This is a genomic window from Novosphingobium sp. PASSN1 (assembly GCF_002278815.1).
The window spans coordinates 35,271-57,266 of sequence record NZ_NKIS01000011.1 but is presented as its reverse complement, the minus strand read 5'-3'; the positions used below and the strand labels follow the sequence as shown (position 1 = coordinate 57,266).

At 67.0% G+C, this 21,996-nt stretch carries 15 protein-coding genes; 6 read left to right on the top strand and 9 right to left on the bottom strand.

Going from position 1 to position 21,996, the window contains the following annotated elements:
• Nucleotides 1-127: 127 nt before the first annotated feature.
• From CFE35_RS17230 to CFE35_RS17215, 4 genes are all read left to right on the top strand, one after another.
• Nucleotides 128-2,605, top strand: coding sequence for a TonB-dependent receptor (locus CFE35_RS17230; RefSeq protein WP_292932432.1), 2,478 nt, complete (start codon nucleotides 128-130; stop codon nucleotides 2,603-2,605).
• Nucleotides 2,606-2,743: 138 nt separating this feature from the next.
• Nucleotides 2,744-4,258, top strand: a complete 1,515-nt coding sequence (locus CFE35_RS17225; protein ID WP_292932430.1) for a tryptophan halogenase family protein — start codon at nucleotides 2,744-2,746, stop codon at nucleotides 4,256-4,258.
• A 5-nt stretch (nucleotides 4,259-4,263) separates the two neighbouring features.
• Nucleotides 4,264-5,676, top strand: a complete 1,413-nt coding sequence (locus tag CFE35_RS17220) for a putative 2OG-Fe(II) oxygenase (RefSeq protein ID WP_292932428.1) — start codon at nucleotides 4,264-4,266, stop codon at nucleotides 5,674-5,676.
• Between the two features lie 29 nt (nucleotides 5,677-5,705).
• Entirely contained in the window at nucleotides 5,706-6,707 is a 1,002-nt protein-coding gene (locus CFE35_RS17215; RefSeq protein ID WP_292932426.1) for a substrate-binding domain-containing protein, read from the top strand.
• On the opposite strand, the gene CFE35_RS17210 is transcribed toward CFE35_RS17215, so the two are convergent.
• From CFE35_RS17210 to CFE35_RS17180, 7 genes are all read right to left on the bottom strand, one after another.
• Nucleotides 6,700-7,566 carry an ROK family protein gene (locus CFE35_RS17210; protein WP_292932425.1) on the bottom strand — a complete coding sequence of 289 codons (867 nt, stop codon included), beginning with the start codon at nucleotides 7,564-7,566 and terminating at the stop codon, nucleotides 6,700-6,702. The genes CFE35_RS17215 and CFE35_RS17210 overlap by 8 nt on opposite strands.
• On the bottom strand, nucleotides 7,563-8,702 hold the full coding sequence (locus CFE35_RS17205) for a glycoside hydrolase family 68 protein (RefSeq protein WP_292932423.1): 1,140 nt from the start codon (nucleotides 8,700-8,702) through the stop codon (nucleotides 7,563-7,565). The genes CFE35_RS17210 and CFE35_RS17205 overlap by 4 nt, the downstream gene beginning before the upstream one ends.
• A 69-nt stretch (nucleotides 8,703-8,771) precedes the next feature.
• A complete protein-coding gene (gene galK / locus CFE35_RS17200) occupies nucleotides 8,772-9,905 on the bottom strand; it encodes a galactokinase (RefSeq protein WP_292932421.1) in 1,134 nt (377 codons plus the stop codon).
• On the bottom strand, nucleotides 9,902-10,936 hold the full coding sequence (locus CFE35_RS17195) for a UDP-glucose--hexose-1-phosphate uridylyltransferase (RefSeq protein WP_292932419.1): 1,035 nt from the start codon (nucleotides 10,934-10,936) through the stop codon (nucleotides 9,902-9,904). The genes galK and CFE35_RS17195 overlap by 4 nt, the downstream gene beginning before the upstream one ends.
• Nucleotides 10,933-12,996 (bottom strand): alpha-galactosidase, encoded by a 2,064-nt coding sequence (locus CFE35_RS17190; protein ID WP_292932418.1) that lies wholly within the window; start codon nucleotides 12,994-12,996, stop codon nucleotides 10,933-10,935. The genes CFE35_RS17195 and CFE35_RS17190 overlap by 4 nt, the downstream gene beginning before the upstream one ends.
• The gene (locus tag CFE35_RS17185; protein WP_292932620.1) at nucleotides 12,989-14,329 is read right to left on the bottom strand and encodes an MFS transporter; all 1,341 of its coding nucleotides are present in this window, start codon (nucleotides 14,327-14,329) and stop codon (nucleotides 12,989-12,991) included. The genes CFE35_RS17190 and CFE35_RS17185 overlap by 8 nt, the downstream gene beginning before the upstream one ends.
• 176 nt (nucleotides 14,330-14,505) lie before the next feature.
• The gene (locus CFE35_RS17180) at nucleotides 14,506-15,450 is read right to left on the bottom strand and encodes a carbon-nitrogen hydrolase family protein (protein WP_292932416.1); all 945 of its coding nucleotides are present in this window, start codon (nucleotides 15,448-15,450) and stop codon (nucleotides 14,506-14,508) included.
• A gap of 92 nt (nucleotides 15,451-15,542) precedes the next feature.
• Here CFE35_RS17180 and CFE35_RS17175 point away from each other — a divergent pair, with 92 nt between their 5' ends.
• Both CFE35_RS17175 and CFE35_RS17170 read left to right on the top strand, forming a co-directional pair.
• Nucleotides 15,543-16,286, top strand: coding sequence for an SDR family NAD(P)-dependent oxidoreductase (locus CFE35_RS17175; RefSeq protein ID WP_292932414.1), 744 nt, complete (start codon nucleotides 15,543-15,545; stop codon nucleotides 16,284-16,286).
• A gap of 1 nt (nucleotide 16,287) precedes the next feature.
• Nucleotides 16,288-16,902: a 2-hydroxychromene-2-carboxylate isomerase gene (locus CFE35_RS17170; RefSeq protein WP_292932412.1), complete on the top strand. Its 615-nt coding sequence runs from the start codon at nucleotides 16,288-16,290 to the stop codon at nucleotides 16,900-16,902.
• Here CFE35_RS17170 and CFE35_RS17165 read toward each other — a convergent pair.
• Nucleotides 16,899-20,255 (bottom strand): glycosyltransferase, encoded by a 3,357-nt coding sequence (locus CFE35_RS17165; protein ID WP_292932411.1) that lies wholly within the window; start codon nucleotides 20,253-20,255, stop codon nucleotides 16,899-16,901. The two genes, CFE35_RS17170 and CFE35_RS17165, sit on opposite strands and share 4 nt — an antisense overlap.
• A gap of 235 nt (nucleotides 20,256-20,490) precedes the next feature.
• Nucleotides 20,491-21,975, bottom strand: coding sequence for an ABC transporter substrate-binding protein (locus CFE35_RS17160; protein WP_292932410.1), 1,485 nt, complete (start codon nucleotides 21,973-21,975; stop codon nucleotides 20,491-20,493).
• Between the last annotated feature and the right edge of the window lie 21 nt (nucleotides 21,976-21,996).

The following is a 21,996-nucleotide window of genomic DNA, read 5'->3' as shown; positions in this document are numbered from 1 at the left end:
GGGTGATCGAGTCGCGGCGTAAGCACGCACAAAAGTGCTCGCAACCGGGAGGATACCTGTGAAGCATTCCGTTATTCAATCGTGTGCATCTGTGTTCGCGCTGGCCGTTGCCGGTCTCGCGGCACCCGTGCACGCGCAGTCGGCCGCGCCTGCTGCCGAAGCCGCCGCGACTGACACTGCCGGCGATACGCTGAGCGAAATCGTCGTCACCGCCTCGACCGGCACCAAGAGCAAGCTCGACAGCTCGGTATCGATCTCGTCGGTCGATGCTTCGGTTATCGCCAACTTCCGCCCGATGTCGGAAGGCGATCTGCTTCGCCTGCTGCCGGGCCTCCAGCCCAACGTTTCGGGCCCCGGCGGTAACGGCAACTTCGCCGTTCGCGGCCTGCCCGTCGCCACGGGCGGCGCCACCTTCGTCCAGCTGCAGGAAGATGGCCTGCCCACCGTCCTGTTCGGCGATATCCAGTTCGGCAACAACGACTACTGGACCAAGTCCAGCCCGATGGATGCCCGCGTTGACGCCATCCGCGGCGGCACCGCTGCCACCCTCGCCAGCCAGGCTCCCGGCGCGGTGATCAACTACATCAGCAAGACCGATCGCAGCGAAGGCGGCTACATCCAGGTCGAGCGCAACCTCACTTACGATTACACCCGCGCGAGCTTCCGCTTCTCGGGCGCGATCGACGACAAGACCCACTTCAACATCGGCGGCTACTACGGCGCGGGCGATGGTCCGTGGCATTCGGGCTACCAGCTCAGCAAGTCGTACCTGATCAAGGGCAACATCACGCGCGAGTTTGACGAGAACCGCGGCTTCTTCCGCGTCTACTTCAAGGCGCAGGACACGCAGGAGCCCAACACCCAGGGCGGCATCGCGTGCGGCAGCCTCTCCGGCGGCCAGGTTTCCGATCTGCAGGCCTGCCCCGGTTTCGATCCGCGCCGTGCGTCGAATTTCTCGCCGTACAACACCAACGTCAACTATGTCGATTTCAACAGCGGCGGCCTTGCCAGCACCCCGCTGAACGGCATTACCACCAATGCCCAGTCGCTTCAGGCGCAGCTGCACTACAAGTTCGACAACGGCATCACCGTCGACAACAACGCGCGCTACACCAACATGAGCGGCGGTTTCTCGTCGAACTTCCTCAGCGTCTCGCCGCTTTCGGGCCTGATCGGTTCGACCAAGAATGGCGGCGTCGTCGCCCGAGCGGTCTATTCCGCCGGTCCAAACCGCGGCAAGGACGTGGCCGAAGCGTTCTACAACAACAACGTTTCGGTCTACACGCGGATCCGCGATGTCGGCAGCTTCGTCAACGATGCCAAGCTCAACTGGCAGGGTGATCTCGGCGCGATCAAGGCCAACCTCACCGCCGGCTGGTTCTACATGAACCAGAAGGTCGCGATGGACTGGCACCCCAACCAGTTCAACGCCTCGCTGACCCCGTCGGCCTCGCCGATCGATCTGCTTGATGCGGCGGGCAACCTGCTCAGCGCCAATGGCTTCACCGGCTACAACAACAACTGGGGCGGCTGCTGCGCCCGCACCTACGACTATACCTTCACCGACAACGCGCCTTACGCCGACTTCATCTTCGATGTGGGCAAGTTCGAACTCGACGCCTCGGTCCGTCACGACATCAACCGCGGCACGGGCTCGGGCATCAATGCCAACCCGCTGACGGGCGATCCGGTGACGCACTTCCTCACCCAGAACGCGGTGAACCCGGTGACCGGCGCGTCGCAGTCGGTCAGCCTGCCCTACTATCTGCCCGATGGCGCGCGTGAGGTGATCAACTACACCAAGGCCACCACCTCGTGGTCGGTGGGTGCCAGCTTCAAGCCGGCGGACAACCTCAACCTGTTCGTCCGCGCTTCGAAGGGCGTCCGCGCCAACGCCGACCGCCTGACCTTCAGCGGCTACTTCAACGCTGATGGCACGCTCAATGCCAAGGGCAACACGGCGGTTTCGAACAACGTCTATCAGTACGAAATCGGCCTGAAGAACCGCGGCAGCATCGGTGGCGCACGCTACACGGTCGAACTGACGGGCTATCACAGCCACTTCAACATCACGACCTTCGAGCTCAGCCAGACGATCTGCCCGATCGTTACCGGCAGCCCGACGACGTTCACCTGCATCATCTCGGACAAGTACAAGACGACGGGTGCGGAGTTCTACGGCACGCTCAGCGCAGGCGGCTTCAGCCTCCTGGCGAACATGACGTACAACAAGTCGAAGAAGCAGCCCTCGGCGCCGGGTTCGGTGTTCCGCCGTTCGAACAACATTCCCGACCTCTCGTACACCTTCGCCGCCAACTACGACTTCAGCGACATGGTGGCGATCGGCGCGAACATCACCGGCGTGACCAGCACGCTCGATGGTGCGGGCAACCAGTGGCCGGGCGGCAACGTGGTCGGCGCGAACATCAAGGTTCGTCCGCTCAAGAACCTCGAACTGGGCCTCAACGCCTACAACCTGTTCGACAAGCTGACCCCGCTCGGGCCGGCCGGCACGGACTTCAATGCGGGCAACGGCCGCTTCGTCGGCGGTATTTCGCCGGTGTTGGGCCGCAACGTCAACGCCTCGGTCCGCTTCAGCTTCTGATGGCTGAAGCCCGCCCGCAAGGGTGAGGTGACTTCAAAAGGGGTGGGTGCGGCCAGATGGTTCCGCACTCACCCTTTTTTGCGTAAGGAACAGCCAGTGCCGGAAACACGGCGCGGCGTAGTGGAAGGGATTTGCGTGGTGAATCAGGGTGATCGCCGGATCCGTTCGGTGCTCGTCGTCGGCGGCGGCTCGGCGGGCTGGATGTCGGCGGCCATGCTCGGCACGATGCTCAAGCGCGATTGCAAGGTCACCCTCGTCGAATCCGATGAGATCGGCATCGTCGGCGTTGGCGAGGCTACGATCCCGCCGATCCGCCTGTTCAACGAGACGCTGGGCATCAGCGAGGCGGACTTCATCCGTGAGACGCGCGGTACCTTCAAGCTCGGCATCGAATTCGTCGATTGGGGCAGCGTTGGCAGCCGCTATTTCCACCCGTTCGGCCCGCACGGGCGCAATTTCGATATGGTGCCGCTTCACCAGTACTGGCTGAAGACGCGCGAGGAGCCGGGCGCGTTCCCGCTCGAAGAGCTTTCGATGGCGTGGCAGATCGCGCGCGCAGGCCGCATGGCGCGCCCCGTGCCCGACCAGCGCTCGCTGCTCTCCACTTTCGATTATGCCTATCATTTCGACGCCTCGCTCTACGCCGCGTTCCTGCGCCGCCATGCCGAAGCGCGCGGCGTCACTCGCGTCGAAGGCAAGATCGAGGGCGTCTCCCTGAACGGTGAAACCGGCTTTGTCGAAAGCGTCACGCTGGAAGGTGGCCGCAAACTGGAGGCCGATCTCTTCATCGATTGCTCGGGCCTGCGCGCGCTGCTCATCGAAGGCGCGCTCAAAACCGGTTTCGAGGACTGGAGCCACTGGCTGCCGTGCGACCGCGCGGTTGCCATGCCTTGCGCCAGCGCCGGTCCGCCCACGCCCTACACCCGCTCCACTGCCCGCGAGGCCGGGTGGCAGTGGCGCATCCCGCTCCAGCACCGCATCGGCAACGGCTATGTCTATTCCAGCCAGTTCATGGAGGATGACAAAGCTGCCGAATTGCTCGCTTCCCGGCTCGATGGCGCAGCGCTGGGCGATCCGCGCTTCGTGCGCTTCCGCACCGGGCGGCGCAAGCAGCACTGGAACCGCAATGTCATCGCCGTCGGCCTGTCCAGCGGCTTCCTCGAACCGCTCGAATCCACCTCGATCCATCTGATTCAGGCCAATATCTCCAAGCTCATCGGCTTGTTCCCGGACCGCGATTTCGGTCCCGCGACAATCGATGAATTCAACCGCATCGCCCATGCCGAAACGGACCGCATCCGCGATTTCCTGATCCTGCACTACAAGCTGACCCAGCGGCAGGACCACGAGCTTTGGCGCTATGTCTCGGCGATGGAGGTGCCGGAAACGCTGGCGCTCAAGATGGAGCATTTCCGCCGCAATGGCCGCCTGATCGCGCGCGAGATGGATCTGTTCGCGCCGCCGTCGTGGCTCGCGGTCCACATCGGCCAGCACCATTATCCCGAAGGGCTCGATCCCCTCATCGAGCATCGCGGGATCGACGCGCGCGAGTACCTCGCCAAGCTGCGCGCCGGCATGGCGGCGGAAGCAGCGCGGTTGCCCAGCCACGAAGCCTATATCGCGGGCCTTACCGGCGCGGCGGCAGCGGCCTGAAGCCAGTGGCTGATCCGGCCACCGCCCCAGCTACCGCCGAAGTGTGGCGCGAACGGGCACGCGCTGCGCGCGCCATGCAGGACATGGCGGGCGCCGATCAGGCGATTGCCGAAGCCGCGCGGCTTGCCCCCGATGATCCGCTGACGACCTTCCTGCGCGCGCAATCGGCCTACGAACTCGGCTACCCCGCCGCCGCGCTGTTCGCCAAGGCGGTGCAGCTCTGGCCGGACAACCCCGACGCGCTGCGCAACCACGCGCTCGCGCTCGCCTCCGAAGGCCATCAAGCAGAAGCCGAGGCCATGCTCGCCCATGCGCTCGCCGCCCGGCCAGACTGGCTCGACGGCCAGCGCGTCCTTGCCAGCTTGCGCTACAGCTACGGCGATGCCGAAACGTATGACGCGGGCTTTGCCGCAGCGGTGAAGGCCATGCCGCGCCATCAGGGCCTCTGGCTCGGCTGGTTCACCTTGCGCGCCCAGCAGCGCGATTGGCCCGCTGCCCGGCGCATCCTCGATGCCGCCACTGCCCAGCTTGGCGAAACGCGCGCCCTCGCGGTTGCCTGCGCCTTCCTTTCCAGCGAAAGCGGCGATCTGGCGCAGGCGCAGGCGCGCCTAGCGGCGCTAACCGGCGCGGACGATGAATTCCTCGCGCTGTGCCGCATTCGCACTGCCCTGCGCGCGGGTGATGCCGCCGCCGCGCGCGATCTGGCCCTGCCGCTCACCGCCACGCGCCTGGCCGGGCAGGTATGGCCTTATCTTTCCACCGCCTGGCGCCTGCTCGGCGATCCAAATGCCGCGTGGTTGGACGGGGGGCTCGATGGCGATCCCGTGCTCCACGGCGTGCTCGATCCCGGCCTTCCCGCAGCCGAGATCAGCGATCTCGCCGCGCTGCTGCGCCGCCTCCACACTGCTTCGCTGCCTTATGCCGAACAATCGGTGCGCCACGGCACCCAGACCGACCGTTCGATCCTGCTGCGCCACGAACCGCTGCTCGGCACGGTTCGCGCGAAGCTGATGGAAGCGCTGCGGGCTTTCGTCAGCACCCTGCCGCCGCCCGATCCGCGCCAACCGCTGCCCCATCCGACTCTGGGCCGCCCGCGCGGGGGGCTGCAAATCTCGGGCAGCTGGTCAGTGCGGCTCGGGGCAGGGGGCTTCAACGTCACGCATAGCCATCCCGTCGGCTGGCTTTCCGCCGTGCTCTATGTCGGGCTGCCGGATGATCCCGGCCCGGCGCCCGCCGGAGCGCTGCACCTCGGGGCGCCGCCGCCCGAGCTTGGCGTGCAGTTGGAGCCCTATGCAGTAATACCACCACGCGCAGGTCAGCTAGTGGTCTTCCCCTCATTCCTGTGGCATGGCACCTATCCGTTCGCGGCGGGAGAACGGCTCAATATCGCCTTCGATGTGGTTCCCACCTCCGCCTGAAGACACCTTGATACGATGACCCATTTACGATGACTGGGCCCAAGACCCTCAAGGAACTCGCCGAGATCGCCGGTGTCACCAGCGGCACGGTTTCGCGCGCGCTTTCGGGTTCGAATCTGGTGACGCCTGCCACGCGCGACATGATCGTGGCGCTGGCGCGCCAGCATGGCTTCACGCCCAACGCTACCGCGCGCAACTTGCGCATGCGCAAGACCAACACCATCGGCGTGGTCATCCCGCTCGGCCACGAAGTGCGCCAGAACATCTCCGATCCGTTCTTCATCACGATGCTGGGCCTCTTGGCGGACAAGCTGACGGGGCGCGGCTACAGCCTGCTCCTTTCGCGCGTTGTGCCCACGGACGAGGACTGGCTGCTCAAGCTGGCGCGCTCGGGCCAGTCGGACGGGATCATCGTGATCGGCCAGTCGGACCAGTCGGCCGTGCTTGACCGGGTCGCGGAACTTTATCGCCCGCTTGTGGTCTGGGGCTCGCATATCGCGGGGCAGGCGCATTGTTCGGTGGGGTCTGACAACTTCCGCGGCGGCGCGCTGGCCGCGCAGCACCTGATCGAGCGCGGCTGCCGCAACATCGTGTTCTTCGGCGATCCGCGCGCCATCGAAATCGGCCAGCGCCTCGAAGGCTGCCGCTCGGTCGTCTCCAAGGCGGATGGGGTGCAGTTCGGCGTGGTGCCCACGCACCTTGTCGCCGATGCCGCGCAGAGCGAGATCGCCAAGTACTTCCGGTCGAAGGCCCACCGCCCGGACGGCGTGGTCGCCGCGTCCGACGTCATTGCCGTCACCGCCATGCGCGTGCTGGCCGAACAGGGGCTGTCGGTTCCTGTTGACGTCAAGGTGATCGGCTACGACGGCCTGCCGCTGGGCGAACACACCATGCCCCCGCTGACGACCATCGCGCAGGATCTGGAGCAGGGCGCGGAAAACCTCGTCACCAGCGTGATCCAGCGCATCGCGGGGGAGGAAATACCCTCCGTCGTTCTCCAGCCGCGCCTGCTGCTGCGGGAATCTACCTGAGCGCCAACGCCAGCGCGCCCAGCAGCCCGGCGTTGTCACCAAGGCCCGGCGGCACGATCAGTTCGTCGATCTTGCCCACCGTATAGCCGCCGTTCGCCGCCAAGGCCTCGGCACGGATCAGGTCCAGCAGGCCTTCCGTTCCCGTAACACCCCCGCCCAGCACGATCCGCGCGGGTTCTATCACCGTCTGGAATGTCGCCAGCGCGCGGCCGATGTACCACGCGATGATCCGCTTGCCGGGATGCCCTTCCGGCAATTCCGAAAGCGATTTGCCCCACCGCGCGATAACTGCCGGTCCGCAAGCGAGCCCTTCGAGGCAATCGCCATGAAACGGGCAGGTGCCCGCGAAGTCCAAGTCCTCCGGATGGCGAGGCATGCGGATATGCCCCATCTCGGGGTGCGAAAGCCCGCGCAGCAAGTGCCCTTCGCTGCAAAAGCCGCCGCCGATCCCGGTGCCGATGGTGAGATAGAGCACCGAACCTAATCCGGCCCCGGCCCCCCACAGCGCCTCCGACAGCGCCGCGCCGTTCACATCGGTATCGATGGCCACCGGCACGCCGAACCGCTCATGAAACGGTGCGGTCAGGCTCGCCCCGCTCCAGTGCGGCTTGGGCGTGGGGCGCACGCAGCCGAAGTTCGGCGAAGCGGGATCGAGATCAAGCGGCCCGAACGAGGCAATGCCGAATGCGGTGTACTCTACGCCCTGCGCCGCGAACCATTCCGCCGCCGCGCCCAGCGTTTCTTCCGGCGTCGTTGTCGGGATGCGTTCCCGCGCGTGGATGGTGCGCTCTGCGTCCGCCACGCCGAGCACGAATTTGGTGCCGCCCGCCTCGATCAGGCCGTAGCGCGCGCCCGTCATGCGGCCACCTCGGCGCGCGTACCATCCAGCACCAGCTTGAACACGGGTGCGGGCACCCCGGCAAAGTGCGCCCGCCGCCACGCGGCATCGCCAAAGTCATTGCCTTTCAGCGAATTGGGGTAATCCACAAAGCCATGCACGGTGAGCTCGCCCGTCACCCACCAGCTATATGTCTGCACCGGTGCCTCGGCCGGATTGCCAGCGACGAGCCCGCTGCCATTGAGCGGCAGCCACGGCCCCTCCATCCGCTCTGCCACCATGCCATACAGCCCGTTCGGCCCGCTGGGGCCATCGGGCGCAAACACCTTCCGCTGCGTCGACCAGAACAGGTAGTAGCGCCCGGCATGGAACACGATGTGCGGCCGCTCCTGCTCGTTGTTGAGCCCGTCCGCGCTCAGCAGCGGCGGCAGCACCGCCCAGCTATCGCCCTCACGCCGCAGCAGGCCTATGCAGCCGTTCCACGGATTGACCGAACCCTTCAGCGAACCGGTGAACAGGAGGTAGTCCGCCCCATCTGCTGGATCGCGGAAATGCGCCGGATCGCGGAAACCCTTGATCATGCCCGGCACGCCTTCTGACGCCGTCACCAGCACATAGTGCGGGATCGGCCCACCCGCGATCTCGCGCGGTGCGCTCCAGCCTGCGATGGTGAAGGCGGCTGCGTCCGCAGTCAGCGTGCCCGTGGTCTCGAACATGCGCTGGGTGAACGTGCGCGGTTCCTCGCCGCGCAGGCCCGATGGTGTCCAGTAGAGCGTCACCGCGCCCGCCTCGGGATCATAGAGCGAAGAACCCGCCCATTCGCGGCTTCCGGGATTGAGGTCGTCCGGCAGCGCGTTGCCATGATCGCGCCACTGCCCATCGCGTTCCGCCATCAGCCGGATGCGGACAATGTCGTGCCGCGCTTCGGGGTCTTCCCCGGCAGGCGCGGACAACACGAACCACAGCGTCCATCCCTCGACCACCGCCGTGCTGCCATCCGCCAATTGCAGCGGCCACAAGTCCCACAGATCAAAGCCGGGCAAGGGATGATGCAGCGCCTTGCCATCGACAAGCGGGATCTGATGGTGCGGCCCCGCTTGCAGCGCGCGCAAGTGCTCGCCGGTCCAGAGCGTGGTCGAGGAAGTGAGTACGGGCATCGAACGGGGATCCTGAAGCAATCGATTGGAAATGGCCGCAGCCATCGGAAAGGCGGGGACGGTGGAAACTCAAGGCATGACGAGGCCAGCCCCGCCGCAAGCGGTTTCGCGCAGCACCAGCGGCGGCGTGCCGTCGGGCTTGCGGTAGGTGAGGGCGTCCAGCACTGCATCGGCGCGGCCTGCCGGGCACAGCGCGACGACCGCGCCGCCAAAGCCGCCGCCGGTCATCCGCGCGCCGCCTTCGGGGCCGATCAGCGCGCGCAGTTCGGCCACCAGCGCATCGATCCGGGGCACGGTGATCTCGAAATCGTCGCGCATCGAACTGTGCGAAGCCGCCATCAGCGCGCCCATGCTGACGAGATCGCCCGCCGCGAGCGCCTCGCTTGCCGCCAGCACTCGGGCGTTCTCGGTAATGACATGCCGCGCCCGTGCCGTGGTCAGCGGATCGAGCCGCGCGCGTTCCAGCATGGCCAGATCGGCATCGCGCAGCGCCGCCACGCCCATCGCCGCCGCCGCTGCCTCGCACTGCGCGCGCCGTTCGTTGTAGGCGCCTTCGACCAGCCCGCGTTCCACGCCCGAATGGACTATCAGGATCTGCGCGCCCGCGGGCAGCGCCACTGGCTGCACATTCAGCGAGCGGCAATCGATCATCAGCGCATGGCCCCCCCGCCCCGCGGCCGAAGCCAGCTGATCCATGATCCCGCAGCGCACGCCGACATGGTCGCACTCGCCCGCCTGCGCCATCAGTGCCATGTCTGCGGGCGCAATGGTCAGGCCCGAAAGCGCCGCCAGCGCCGTGCCGATGCCCACCATGAGCGAGGCGGAGGAGGAAAGCCCCGCGCCCTTCGGCACCGTTCCGCTCACCGCAATGTCTGCGCCGGTCAGCGTGTGCCCGCGCTCCGCCATCGCTGTCGTCATGGCGCGAATGTAGTCCGCCCATGGCTCGGCGGGATTGCCTGCGAATGGCGCGTTGACCGGCCATTCCGCCGTGGCTCCGCCAAAGTCGCAGGCCATCACCCGGATCAGGCCGTCGCTGCGCGGGCTGGCGGCAATGCGCGATTCCACGCTGATGGCGGCGGGCAGCACGAAGCCGTCGTTGTAATCGGTGTGCTCGCCGATCAGGTTCACCCGCCCTGGTGCGCGCGCGAGAAGGGCAGGGCGCGCGCCGAAGGCTGCCGCGAATTGCTGCGCGAGGACGCTCATGTGCCGCTCCTGAAATGCGGGCCGCCACAAGCACGCAGCCGCTCGGCGGCTTGCTCGGCGGTCAGATCGCGCTGCGTCTCAGCCAGAATCTCGAACCCCGCCATGAACTTGCGCACAGAGGCAGAGCGCAGCAGCGGCGGATGGAAATGCGCGTGCAGTCGCCAGTGGGCTGTCGCCTCCTGCCCGAACGGCGCGCCGTGCCAGCCCATCGAATAGGGGAACGGGCACTGGAACAAGTTGTCATAGCGCGTGGTGAGATCGGCGAGGATCACCGCCAGATCGCTGCGCTGCGCATTGGTCAGGTCCGGCAGCCGCGCGACATCGAAACGCGGCAGCAGCAGTGTCTCGAACGGCCAGACAGCCCACCACGGCACGATGGCCAGCCAATGCTCGGACTGGCAGACCACGCGCGGGCCATCCGCTTCCACCTCGACCAGCTCCGCCAGCATGGAGAGGCCCTTCTCGGCCAGCCATGCCGCCTGCGTGCGGTCTTCGGTCGCAATCAGCTGCGGGACATGGCTGGTTGCCCAGACCTGCCCGTGCGGATGGGGGTTCGAACACCCCATCATCGCGCCCTTGTTCTCGAAGATCGAGACCACGGAATAGCGCTGACCAAGGTCCGCCGTCTGCGCGCACCAGCAATCGATCACCGCGCGCAGTTCGTCTTGCGAAAGCTCGGGCAGCGTGCGGCCGTGATCGGGCGAGAAGCAGATCACCCGCGCCTCGCCGGTCGCCTGCTCGGCGCGGAACAGCCCGCTGCCCGCTGCGGGCGCGGGCGTGTCGGCCAGCAGCGCGGCAAAGTCGTTCGCGAACACGTAAGTCCCGGTATAGTCGGGATTGCGCTCCCCGTTCACCCGCGTGTTGCCTGCGCAGAGATAGCAGCCGGGATCATGCGCGGGCGGGCGCGTCACATCGGGCACGTCTTCCGCGCCCTGCCACGGCCGCTTGGCGCGGTGCGGGGACACCAGCAGCCAGGTATCGCTCAGCGGATCATAGCGCCGGTGCGGATGCTCCGCCGGATCGAAGCTCATGATCGCACCTCCAGCACCAGCACGGCCTCACCCGGCATTGGTGGAACCGCAAAGCCGACGCGCGAAAGCCAGCCGCCGTCCATGGTCATCAACTCGCCCTTGTCGGACGCAATCGTGTAGCTGCGCCCCGGCACCGCCATCGGAAGCTTCAGGTTGGGCTGGTGCCGCATCGTCGTGGGCGACGTGCGCGTCACCAGCACGACCATGTCCTCAGCCGAACCATGCGCCTGCCACACGGCGCCGTCACCCACTTCGCCCATCCAGACGCGGCCCTGATGCAGCCGTTCCCGCAGCGCCTTGTAGTGCTCGATTCCAGCCATCAGTTCCTTGCGCTCGGTCTCACCCAGCTTCCTCGCATCGAGTTCCACGCCGAAATGCCCCGGCAGCGCCACGCCGCAGCGAAACGCCATCGATTGCGAACGCCCGGTCGAATGCGCCGGGCTTGCCCCCACGTGGCTCCCCATCACTTCGGGCGGCATGAACTGGAGAAACCCGCGCTGCATCCCCGCGCGCGATACGGCGTCGATGCAGTCCGAGGTCCAGAAGCGGTGCGTGCGCTTCATGATCCCTGCATCGATCCGCCCCCCGCCACCGGCGCAAGCCTCGATCTCCACGTTCGGGAAGGCCGCCCGCAGCCGGTCCATAAGCGCATAGGTCGCCAGCACTTGCGCGCGGTAATGTGGGTGGTTCCCGGCATGGACGAGATCGCGGTTGTGGTCCCACTTGAGGTAGCCGATCGGCAGCTCGCGCAGCAGCGCGGCGATTGCGTCGAACAGGTACGCGCTCACCTCGGGCCGGGCGAGATCGAGCACCAGCTGATTGCGCGCCTCGAGCAGCGGACGCCCATCCACATGCAGCGCCCAATCGGGATGGCGGCGATAGAGGTCGCTGTTGCGGTTGACCATTTCCGGCTCGACCCACAGACCGAATTCCATGCCGAGGTCGGTCACCGTCTTCGCCAGCGGTCCCAGTCCGCGCGGGTATTTGCGCGTGTCGACCGTCCAGTCGCCGAGCGAGGAGGTGTCGTCATCGCGCTTGCCGAACCAGCCGTCATCGAGCACGAAGCGCTCGATCCCGATGCTGGCCGCTGCCCGCGCCAGGTCCATGAGCGCGGCTTCGTCGTGCTTGAAGTAGAAGCCTTCCCACGTGTTGATGTGCACTGGCCGCTTGGCGGCACCTTCAGGCCCGCCCGGCCATGTCATCCGCGCGCGAATGCCGCGATGGAACGCGTGGGCCACGCCGTTCTGCCCCTCGGCAGAGGCCGTTGCCAAGACTTCGGGGCTCTGCAGCACCGCGCCCGGCGCAAGAATCGCTTCGCCCGGGGCCAGCCATTCGCCCAGCTGCCATTGGTGCCGCCCGTCATCGACCCACTCGATGGTCTGCACCGAATTGCCCGACCACGCGATCTGCGCGCCATAGGCGCTGCCATCGCCGCAGGTCACCACCGCGCCGGGGAAGCAATCGTGCGAGGTCAGTCCGCGCCGGTTCTCGCGCCGCCAGATGCTGCGGGTGAGCGGATCGCGCACGGGCACGAATTCGGAATTGTGCCGCCCGGCCAACGAATGGACTTCGGCGGCATCCTCGGGCAGCGGCAGCGCGGCGGCGGCCAGCCACTGCACGTGCAGCGGTGCATCGCCAAGGTTGGAAAGCGCTGTCCGCACGGTCATCACATCGGTCGCGGGATCGAGCGAATAGCTTGTCGTCACCGCGATCTTCGCCACTGTATCATGCAGCACGAAGCGCACGGTCTGCGCATCGGGGCGCTCGACCTTGCATTCGCCCGCCTGAAACGACCAGTCGCGCCCGCCCCGGTCCGCCAGCAGCGCGCTCTGGCCAAACCAGCCCATGCCGAAGCCGGGAAACACCGTCAGCGGCTGATCGAAATGGAGCGAAAAACTCGGTTCGGGCCGCTCGCTGCGCAAGCTGGCAGAAGGGCGCGCGCCGTCCGGCAGACGCGGACCCCAATATCGCCACAGCGGTGCCTCGCCGGGGGGAAGTTCCCACACGGCGCTGCATCCGGGGCTTTCCAGCGCGATGATCTGCGGCGTTGCCTCAGGCATGTGCCAGCCCTGCCGCCCGGCGCGGATCGGGCACGCGCAGCATCGTTACCGCCGCAGCTACCAGCAGCACACCGGCAAAGGTCAGCGCATTGCGCGGGTCTGCGCCGAGCACGTGGTTGTAGATCCACCCGAAGGTCAGCCCGTTCAGCAGCATCGGAATCACGATCATCATGTTGAAAATGCCCATGTATACGCCGGTCCGCTCTGGCGGGATCGATCCGGCGAGGATGATGTAGGGGTTGCCCATGATGCTCGCCCAGCAAAAGCCCAGCGTCACCGCGATCAGTAGAAGCGGGGTGTGGCTGCCGAGGTCCGGCATGGCGAGCGCGGAGAAGATCGGCCCCGGCGCGTTCGCCGCGCCCGATACGTGGGCCAGCGCCGCCATGCCGATGCCGCCCGCAGCAAGGCAGGCCATGTGCACGCGCGAGGCACCCAGCGCGCGCGAGATCGGCACCATCGCGAGCGCCGCGACAAAGCCGACGAGGTTGTAGAACGCGCCCAGTTGCTGCGTCGTCAGCACCGCCGCGCGGAACGCCTCGCTGCTCTTGTCGGCGGTATCGTAGATCGAACGCCCGATCGAAAGCGAGCTGTACGACCAGTAGATCGAGAAGCCGTACCACTGGAACAGGCTCATCCACGCCATGCTGCGCATCGCTTGCGGCATTTCCACGATGGCGCGCCCAATCTCGCCCAGCGTCGCGCCCGCCGAACGCGGGGCGGCGGCAATGCGCGCCTTCTCGTCCTCGCTCAGCGGCAATTCGGGCACGCGCCAGATCGACCACAGGATCGTGGTGATCGAAAGCACCGCGCCGATCATGAACGAGATGTGCGTGATCGTCGGGATATTGTGCGCGTCCACCGCATTGCGATCAATCCCGACCCAGTAGACGAGGATCGAGGGCGAAAGGAACGCAAGGCACTGCGCCAGGCCGGTGAACGCGCTCTGGCTCAGGTAGCCGATCTCGTGCTGGCTCTCGTCCAGCCGGTCGCTGACATAGGCGCGGTAGGGCTCCATCGTGATGTTGTTGCCCGCATCGAGCAGCCACAAGAGGCTCGCCGCCATCAGGATGCTGGCAGAAAACGGCATGAACAGCAGGCCAAGGCTGCACATCACCGCGCCGATCAGGAAATAGGGCGTGCGGCGGCCAAAGCGCGAATTGGTGCGATCAGACAGCGCGCCCACAAGCGGCTGGATCAGCAGGCCGGTCATCGGCCCGGCGAGTTGCAGGATGGGCAGATTGGATTCATCCGCGCCGAGCCAGGAATAGATCGGCACCATGTTGCCCTGCTGCAGACCAAAGCTGAATTGCAGGCCGAGGAACCCGAGGTTCATCTCGACGACACGCAGCAGCGAGAGGATCGGCTTGCGCTTGGTCTCCGTCCGCTCGGTTCCGGTTGGGGTGGCTATGCTCAAGGGCTCTCTCCCGCGCGACTCTCGATGGAGCCTTTGCCCACCCGCTTACCCTAAGGTTTACCGTGATTCAATCGAGTGAATCAAATTGTTTGCGTTCACTCCGCCTCGTCCGTCCACGCCACGGCCGGCTTGGCGCGCCGGTCCACCGTCAGGCGGAACACATCGGGCCGGGAATAATGGCCCACCGGATCGAAATCATAGCGTGCGCGGGCGATTTCGGCGGGATCGATCTCGGCATAGAGCACCGTTTCGCCGCTGTAGTCCGGCCCTGCCAGCACTTCGCCCAGAGGCCCGATGATCAGGCTGCCGCCGCGCATCAGCACGGTGTCGGGGTCTTCGCCCAGCACGCATTCCTGCCCTTCAGGCAGATTGCGCCGCTGCAGGAACTGGCAGGCGGAGAGCACATGGCAGCGCCCTTCGAGCGCGATGTGCCGCATGGTCGAAACCCACCCGTCGCGGTCATCGGCGGTCGGCGCGCAGTAGAGCGTCACGCCCTGGCCATACATCGCCATGCGCAGCATCGGCATGTAGTTTTCCCAGCAGATCACCGCGCCCACGGTGCCCAGCGCAGTTTCCACCGCAGGCAGGGTGGAGCCATCGCCAAAGCCCCAGACCAGCCGCTCCGCCGCTGTCGGCATCAGCTTGCGGTGGTGCGCCATGGTGCCGCTCGCGCCGTCGATGATGAGGGCAGTGCAATAGAGCGTCGAACCCAGCCGTTCGATCACGCCGATCACCACGACCATGCCCGCCGCGCCTGCCGCCTCGCGCACCAGCGCAATCTCCGGCCCGTCCAGCGCTACGGCTGCGGCAAAATACCGTGCAAAAGCCTCGCGCCCCTCCGGCTGCCGCAACCCGATGGGCGCGCCAAACCGCGCGCCCTTGGGATAGCCGCCGATGAAGGCTTCGGGAAACACCGCCAGCCGCGCCCCTGCCGCATGGGCCTCTGCAATCAGGCGGGCGGCCTTGGCTGCGGAAGCGCCGCTGCCGGCCGGATCAGATGCTGCCTGCACAACGGCGGCGCGAAAGGGAGAACTGCTCATGGGCCGCAAACCTAGCAGCGACAATTCGTTCCCGCGATTGCTATCTGCACACTGCGCAAGCTACCAAGCGCATGGGAGAACGGGAGAGAGGCATGAGCGAAGCACCGGCAAGCGGCGTCTGCCTTGTCATCGGCGCGGGTGACGGGCTCGGCGGTGCCATCGCGCGGGCCTTTGCGCGCACCGGCCTCACCGTCTGCGTCACGCGCCGCGCACGCCATATCAATCAACTCGAAGCGCTCTGCGCCGAAATCCGCGCCGAGGGCGGCCAGGCCCATGCCTTTGGCGTAGACGCCCGCTCCGAAGAGGAAACCGCGGCTTTGTTCGATCAGATCGAGCGCGAGATCGGCCCCATTGCCGTCACCGTGTTCAACATCGGCGCCAATGTCCGCTTTGGCATCCGCGAGACGACCGCGCGCGTGTTCCACAAGGTCTGGGAAATGGCCTGTTTCGCCGGTTTCCTCGCGGGCCGGGAAGCCGCGCGCGTGATGGCCCCGCGCGGGGAGGGCACGATCCTGTTCACCGGTGCAACCGGCTCCTTGCGCGGCGGCGCGGGGTTTGCCGCTTTCGCGGCTGCCAAGCACGGCCTGCGCGCGCTCGCCCAATCCATGGCGCGCGAACTCGGCCCCGAGGGCATTCACGTCGCCCACGTCGTCTGCGACGGCGCCATCGACGGCACCTTCCTGCGCTCACGGGTTGAAGACGTTGCCCCGCTTCTCGCTGAAGATTCCGTGCTCAAGCCCGAAGACGCCGCACAGGCCTTCGTCTGGCTGCACCAGCAACCCCGCTCGTCATGGACGCACGAGCTTGACCTTCGCCCTTGGCAGGAGCGCTTCTGACATGACCAAAACTCCCGAAACCCGGACCGTCGAGTTCATTTTCGATTTTGTGAGCCCCAACGGCTATCTCGCGTGGTGGCCCTTGAAAGAGATTGCCGCGCGCAAGGGCGCAGCCATCACCATCACGCCCGTGCTGCTCGGCGGCATGCACAAGCTGACCGGCAATGCGCCGCCGTTCGTCCGCGATGCTGACGTGAAGGGCAAGAACGCCTATGCGCAGCTCGAAATGCAGCGCTTCATCGCCCGCCACGGCCTGACGAAGTTCCGCATGAACCCGGCTTTCCCGTTCCGCTCGGTCGAACTGCTGCGCCTGCTTCTCGCCGCCATCGATCTCGGCTGCGGCGAAGCCTTCGCGGAAGCGTTCCTGCGCGCGATCTGGGAGCAGGGTCTCGATCCGTCAGACAGCGCCGCCATTGATGCCGTCATCGCTGCCGCCGGCCTTCCCGCCGCTGCGCTCGCTGAGGCCAGCCAATCCGCCCCGGTCAAGGACCGGCTCGCGGCCAACACGCAGAACGCGGTCGATCGCGGCACCTTTGGCATCCCCACCTTCTTCGTGGGTGATGAGATGTTCTTCGGCAAGGAACGCCTCGCCCAGATCGAGGAACTGCTGGGCTAGGCGGCCACGGGAATCGGCGGCAGGCCCTCGTCGCCGCGATCCACATCCGGCCCGGCCTGCGTGATCGGCGGTTCAGCCTCGGCGGTCATGTTCCCGCTGCGCTGCTGCGTGCCCCACCGCACCTTTACCCCGTGCAGCGCCGAGCCGACCGCACGGATCACGACGGCATAGAGTAGCTGGCGATAGCCAAAGCGCATCGCCAGCATGCGCAGCACCGGCAGGCGGCCCTCCCGGCCATCGATGCGATAGGCCAAGGCCCCGCAGGCGCATTCCACCACCGAAAAGACCAGCCAGAACGCCAGCATCCGCGTCAGATCCTCTGACATCACACCCCAGCCGTGGCTGAACGTGCGCAAGCCTGCATCGGCAAGGCCCACAACCAACGCCACGTCGACGATCGGTGAGATCAGCCCAAGCCCGATCTGGAACAGCCACGCTTGCGGCAGTCCGAACCATGCCAGACCGCGCGGCTGCCCCTGGCCCATCACGGCGGCGTGCTTCCACAGGCACTGCAAGGTGCCAAAGGCCCAGCGATAGCGCTGGCGGAATAGTGCGCGCACGGTCTCGGGCGCTTCGGTCCACGCGATCGCATCGTATTCGCAGGCCACCCGCCAGCCCGCGCGCTGGATGGCGATGGTCAGATCCTGATCCTCGGCCAGCGTGTCCGATGGGTAGCCGCCCACCGCGTCCAGCGCCGCGCGCCGCCACGCGCCCACGGCGCCGGGCACCACCGTCACCGCGCCCAGCGCCTCCAGTGCGCGCCGCTCCAGCGCCTGCGCCGTGATGTATTCCAGCGATTGCCAGCGGGTGAGCCAGTTGACCCGGTTGCCGATCTTCGCATTGCCTGCCACCGCGCCGATCCCGGGGTCGGCAAACCACGCGGCCAGCTTCGCAATCGTGTCCGGTTCGAAGCGGGTATCGGCATCGAGCGCGACGATCACATCGCCTTTCGCAATCGCCAGCCCCGCGTTCAGCGCGCGGGCCTTGCCGCCGTTTTCCAGTGTCAGCAGGCGCACGCGCGGATCGAGGCCGAACGCCTCCCGCACAATCGCGCTCGTGCGGTCGGACGAGCCATCGTCGATCACGATGATCTCGACCCGCATCCCCTGCGTGGCCAGCGCCCGGCGCACCGATGCCGCGATCACGCGTTCTTCGTTGAAGGCCGGGATCAGCACCGAGATGAAGCGCGGCACAAGGTGCGCTGGCGCTGCCACGCGGTGCAGGCCCTGCGCGATCCGGCGGGTCTGCCAGACGGCCAGCGCCGAAAGCAGCAGCACGCGCAGCAGCCCGAGCGCAACCGCCGCCACAAACAGCCAACCGATGGCCCCGCGCCCCACGCGCAGCGCCTCGAACAGCAGGCCGTCCATGCTTGCGGGCTTCGCCTTGCTGCCTGCCACCACCGGCATCGCGGCATCGCGGGTCAGCCCGGCGAGGGTTGAAACCGGCACGAATTCATAGCCGCGCGCACGCAGTCCGCGGATGATGGCGGGCAAGGCCGCCACGGTTGCGCTGCGATCACCGCCCGAATCATGCAGCAGCACGATCCGGCGCGCATAGCTGGTGGTCCCGGCCTCGATCTGGGCAATCGTGCGCGCGGTGATCGTGGCGGCATCGGTGGTCTGCCAATCCAGCGGATCGACATTGAGCCCCACGGTCAGATAGCCCAGCTTCGCCGCAATCTGCGCAACCCGCAATTCGGCTGCCGTATCTGGGTCTGCGTCACCCAGATAAGGCGCGCGGAACAAGTGCATCGAACGGCCGGTATAGGTTTCCACCAGCCGCTGGGTCGCGTTGATTTCCAGTGCGACCGCCGCATCCGAAATGCGGTCGAGGTCGGCGTGCGTGGTCGAATGGTTCGCCAGCTCCGAACCTTGCGCCACGATCCGCTGCACCAGTGCGGGCTGGTCCAGCACGTGCGTGCCCGTGACGAAGAACGTGGCGGGCACGTGGTAGCGGTTCAGCACATCGAGGATTTGCGGTGTCCAGCGCGGGTCCGGCCCATCATCGAACGTCAGCGCGATCTGGTGCGGTGCATTGCCGCGCCGCTCGACGATATGCCCGTGCGGCAACTTGTCATAGCTGGCCGTGCGGATCAGCCCGTCGGTATCGGCGCGGATGGTGCGCGCGCCGCCCGCCGCTGGGCCGCCCATGCGCAGGACTTCGCCGGTGCCGCGCAAGTCCACGCCCTGCCCGGCGGGCAGCTGCTGCAGGGCGGCCAGCGGAGGCTGCGTGCCTGCCCGGGCCGCTGAGAGCACGGACCAGAACGCGGGGTCTTCGCTGCCGAGGCGCCACAGCGCCACGCCCGCCGGGCGCACATCGCGTAGCACGCGCAGCTGGTTCCACGCGCTGAGCGCATCCAGCATCCACACCTCGTGCCGCACGCCTGATTGCATGTAGGCAAAGCCGGTGTTGCCACTGCGCGGATCGAACAGCGGCACTGTCCGGGCCTGCGCTGCGCGGGCCCAAGCCTGCTCCACGGTGATCGAATCCGCCAGCGCCTGCCCCTTGGCCCAATCGAACGCATAACTGCCAACCGCCACGATTGCGCGATCGGCTCCGGTGCGCGCCACCGCGCTTGCCACGACCTGCGCATACCACGCCTGCGATGCGATCGGGCCGGGCGATCCCGATTGCCAGTGTTCATCATAGGCCATCAGCACGATGCGGTCCGCCGCGCGGGCATAAGCGCCAAGGTCCCAGTTCTCGTCGGCCACGGGGGCCGCGATCATCACCGTCGCCGCGCCGCCACCCCGCAGCGCGGGCAGGCGGGTGCGGGCTTCGGAGAGAAGCGCGCGGTAATCATCGTGGGCCGATGCGGGCAAGTTTTCGATATCGAAGAACACACCGGCGGCCTTGTGCCGGGTCATGGCTTTCGCCAGCTGCTCGATCAGGGATTGGCGTTGCTGCGGACTGGCGAGCAGCCGCGCCATGTTTGCGCCGTCCCAGCCGGTTTCGCTATCGTTCTGGATCATCAGCAGCAGCTGCGTCCGGGGGCTGCCTGCCAGAATTTCCATCAGCGCGTCGTTACGCGCCTCGATCCATTCGTGATCGCGCCCCCGCACAGAGACCATGCCCGCGGCAACCCACGCCAATTGCCCCACGTTGGCGCGGAGCGAGCGGCGGCTGGCCTCATCCCACGGCATGTAGAAACCCAGCGTCTCATCAGCCGGTGGCCGTCCTCCGCGCTGCATCATGGCGGGCAGCCATGCCTTGGAAGATATGCTGGCAGGAGAAGGGGGTATCGCAGCGGCATGCGCCTGCTCGCCAGAAAGCGCGGCAGCCAGCTTCGGGGCCGTGCGCGGCTCAAGCGATGTGAGGGTCCATGCCAGCAGGGCAAAACACAGGCCTGCCATCACCAGCAAGCCCCATCCAACCCATCGCATCCGGCGCCCACGGAGTCCGGTGGGATCATGGAACACCTGAAGTTTCACACGCTAGCCTTGCCGGTTGCCCACTTGAGGCCTGCGGATAGGTCGAGCGCGGCTGAAATGGGCTTAAGTGCGGCCTGTGCGCAAAACCTCCCTCCCGGCGAAGGAAAAATTAATTTTCGCCCGCCGCCTGCGCCCGGCTTACCCCGATACGGGCTGCCTACCGGGGGACGACCGCCAGCGGGGGAAGCGGGTGCCAGCCCCAGGGGTTTGGCGCGAAACCGGTCACGCCGCTGCGCACCAGAGACCAGCGCAGCGGGCGGGCGATCGGAATATAGGCGTTGGCGGTCGTGATTTCGGCCACGGCCTGCCCGAGCAGGCGTGCGCGTTCGGGCATGTCTGCCGTCCGCCGCGCCTCGGCGAGGAGGTCATCGGCGAGCGGACTGCAGGCCGGCTTGTGGACCGAACAGGCGAGCTGGTTGAGGAACCAGCTGACGCGGCCGTAGCGGGCGGTCGTGTCGATCAGGCGCAGTTCGGCGGGCTTGTCTTCGCCGACTTGCACGGCGACCACGCCGATGGCCTTGAAATCAGCGGCCAGCCGATCGATCACGCGGCGCGTGCCGGGGCCACTTGCGGCGGCGATGCGCAGCACCGGGGCCGATTTCCCGCCAGACATGAACTTGGCAACGCGCTGCGCGGCCAAGGCGCGGCGGGCTTCGAGCGCCACGCCGACCCAGCGTTCGCCAACCGTGCCGGGATCGCCTTCGATCCCCGGTGAAACGATGCGGGTGGTGGGCTGCCAGCCGCCGATGTTGAACGCGGCGATGATGGCATCGCGGTCTATCGCCAGCGCCAGCGCCTCGCGGTTCGGGGCATCGGCGAGGAAACCGGCCTCGCTTTCGACCAACAGGCCGAACATGCCGACGACCGGATCGAGCTGGACGTTGCCGCGCGCAAGGCTGGTCGCCTCGGCCAGCGGGAGCGAATCGATCCGCCCGCCCAAGACGAGATCGGCATCGCCGTCGTTGAACCGCTTGACCGCCTTTGGTGCGGGCAGGAACTCCACGATCAGGGGGCGGCCATGGCTGGTGAAGCCTTCTTCGGGGACGAGCCCGCGCTTTTCCGGCGGTATCAGCGCAAGCTCGATGCCATCGCTGCGCCGCGCGATGGCCATCGGGCCGGACCCGCGCCGGGCATAGGGCAGGCCAAGCTCGGGCTGGGCGAGCAGGGTGAGCAGATCGGGAACCGGGCCGCTGAGATCGATCTCGATGACCCGGTCGGCCATGACGCGGACTTGTTCGATACTGGCGAGATCGAGCCCGAGCGCAGTGCCCTTGAGCCGGGCGAGGGCTGCCTGCAGCGCGGCAGCGGCGGTTTCTGCGGTGATCCGCGCGCCGCCGGGCCATGTCCCGTCACGCAGGCGGAAGATGTAGCTTTCCCCATCGTCGGTGATGATCCAGCGATCGGCGATGGCCGGGACAATGTGGCCCTCTGCATCGAAGGCGACCAGCCCTTCGACCGTGGCGCCGCGCAGGGTGCGCGCGGCGGGCGAGAGGCGCACGCCGCTGGAATCGAGCGCGGTGCTATCACCGATGAGCACGATCGGCAGCGGACCTTCGCTGCGCCGCCCGCACGCCGCAATGCCGAGGATGAGCAAGCCGAGCCCGGCGAGGGCCAGGCCGGCGATCAGGGGCCGAAAGGGCACGGAAAGGCTGAAGGCGCGCAC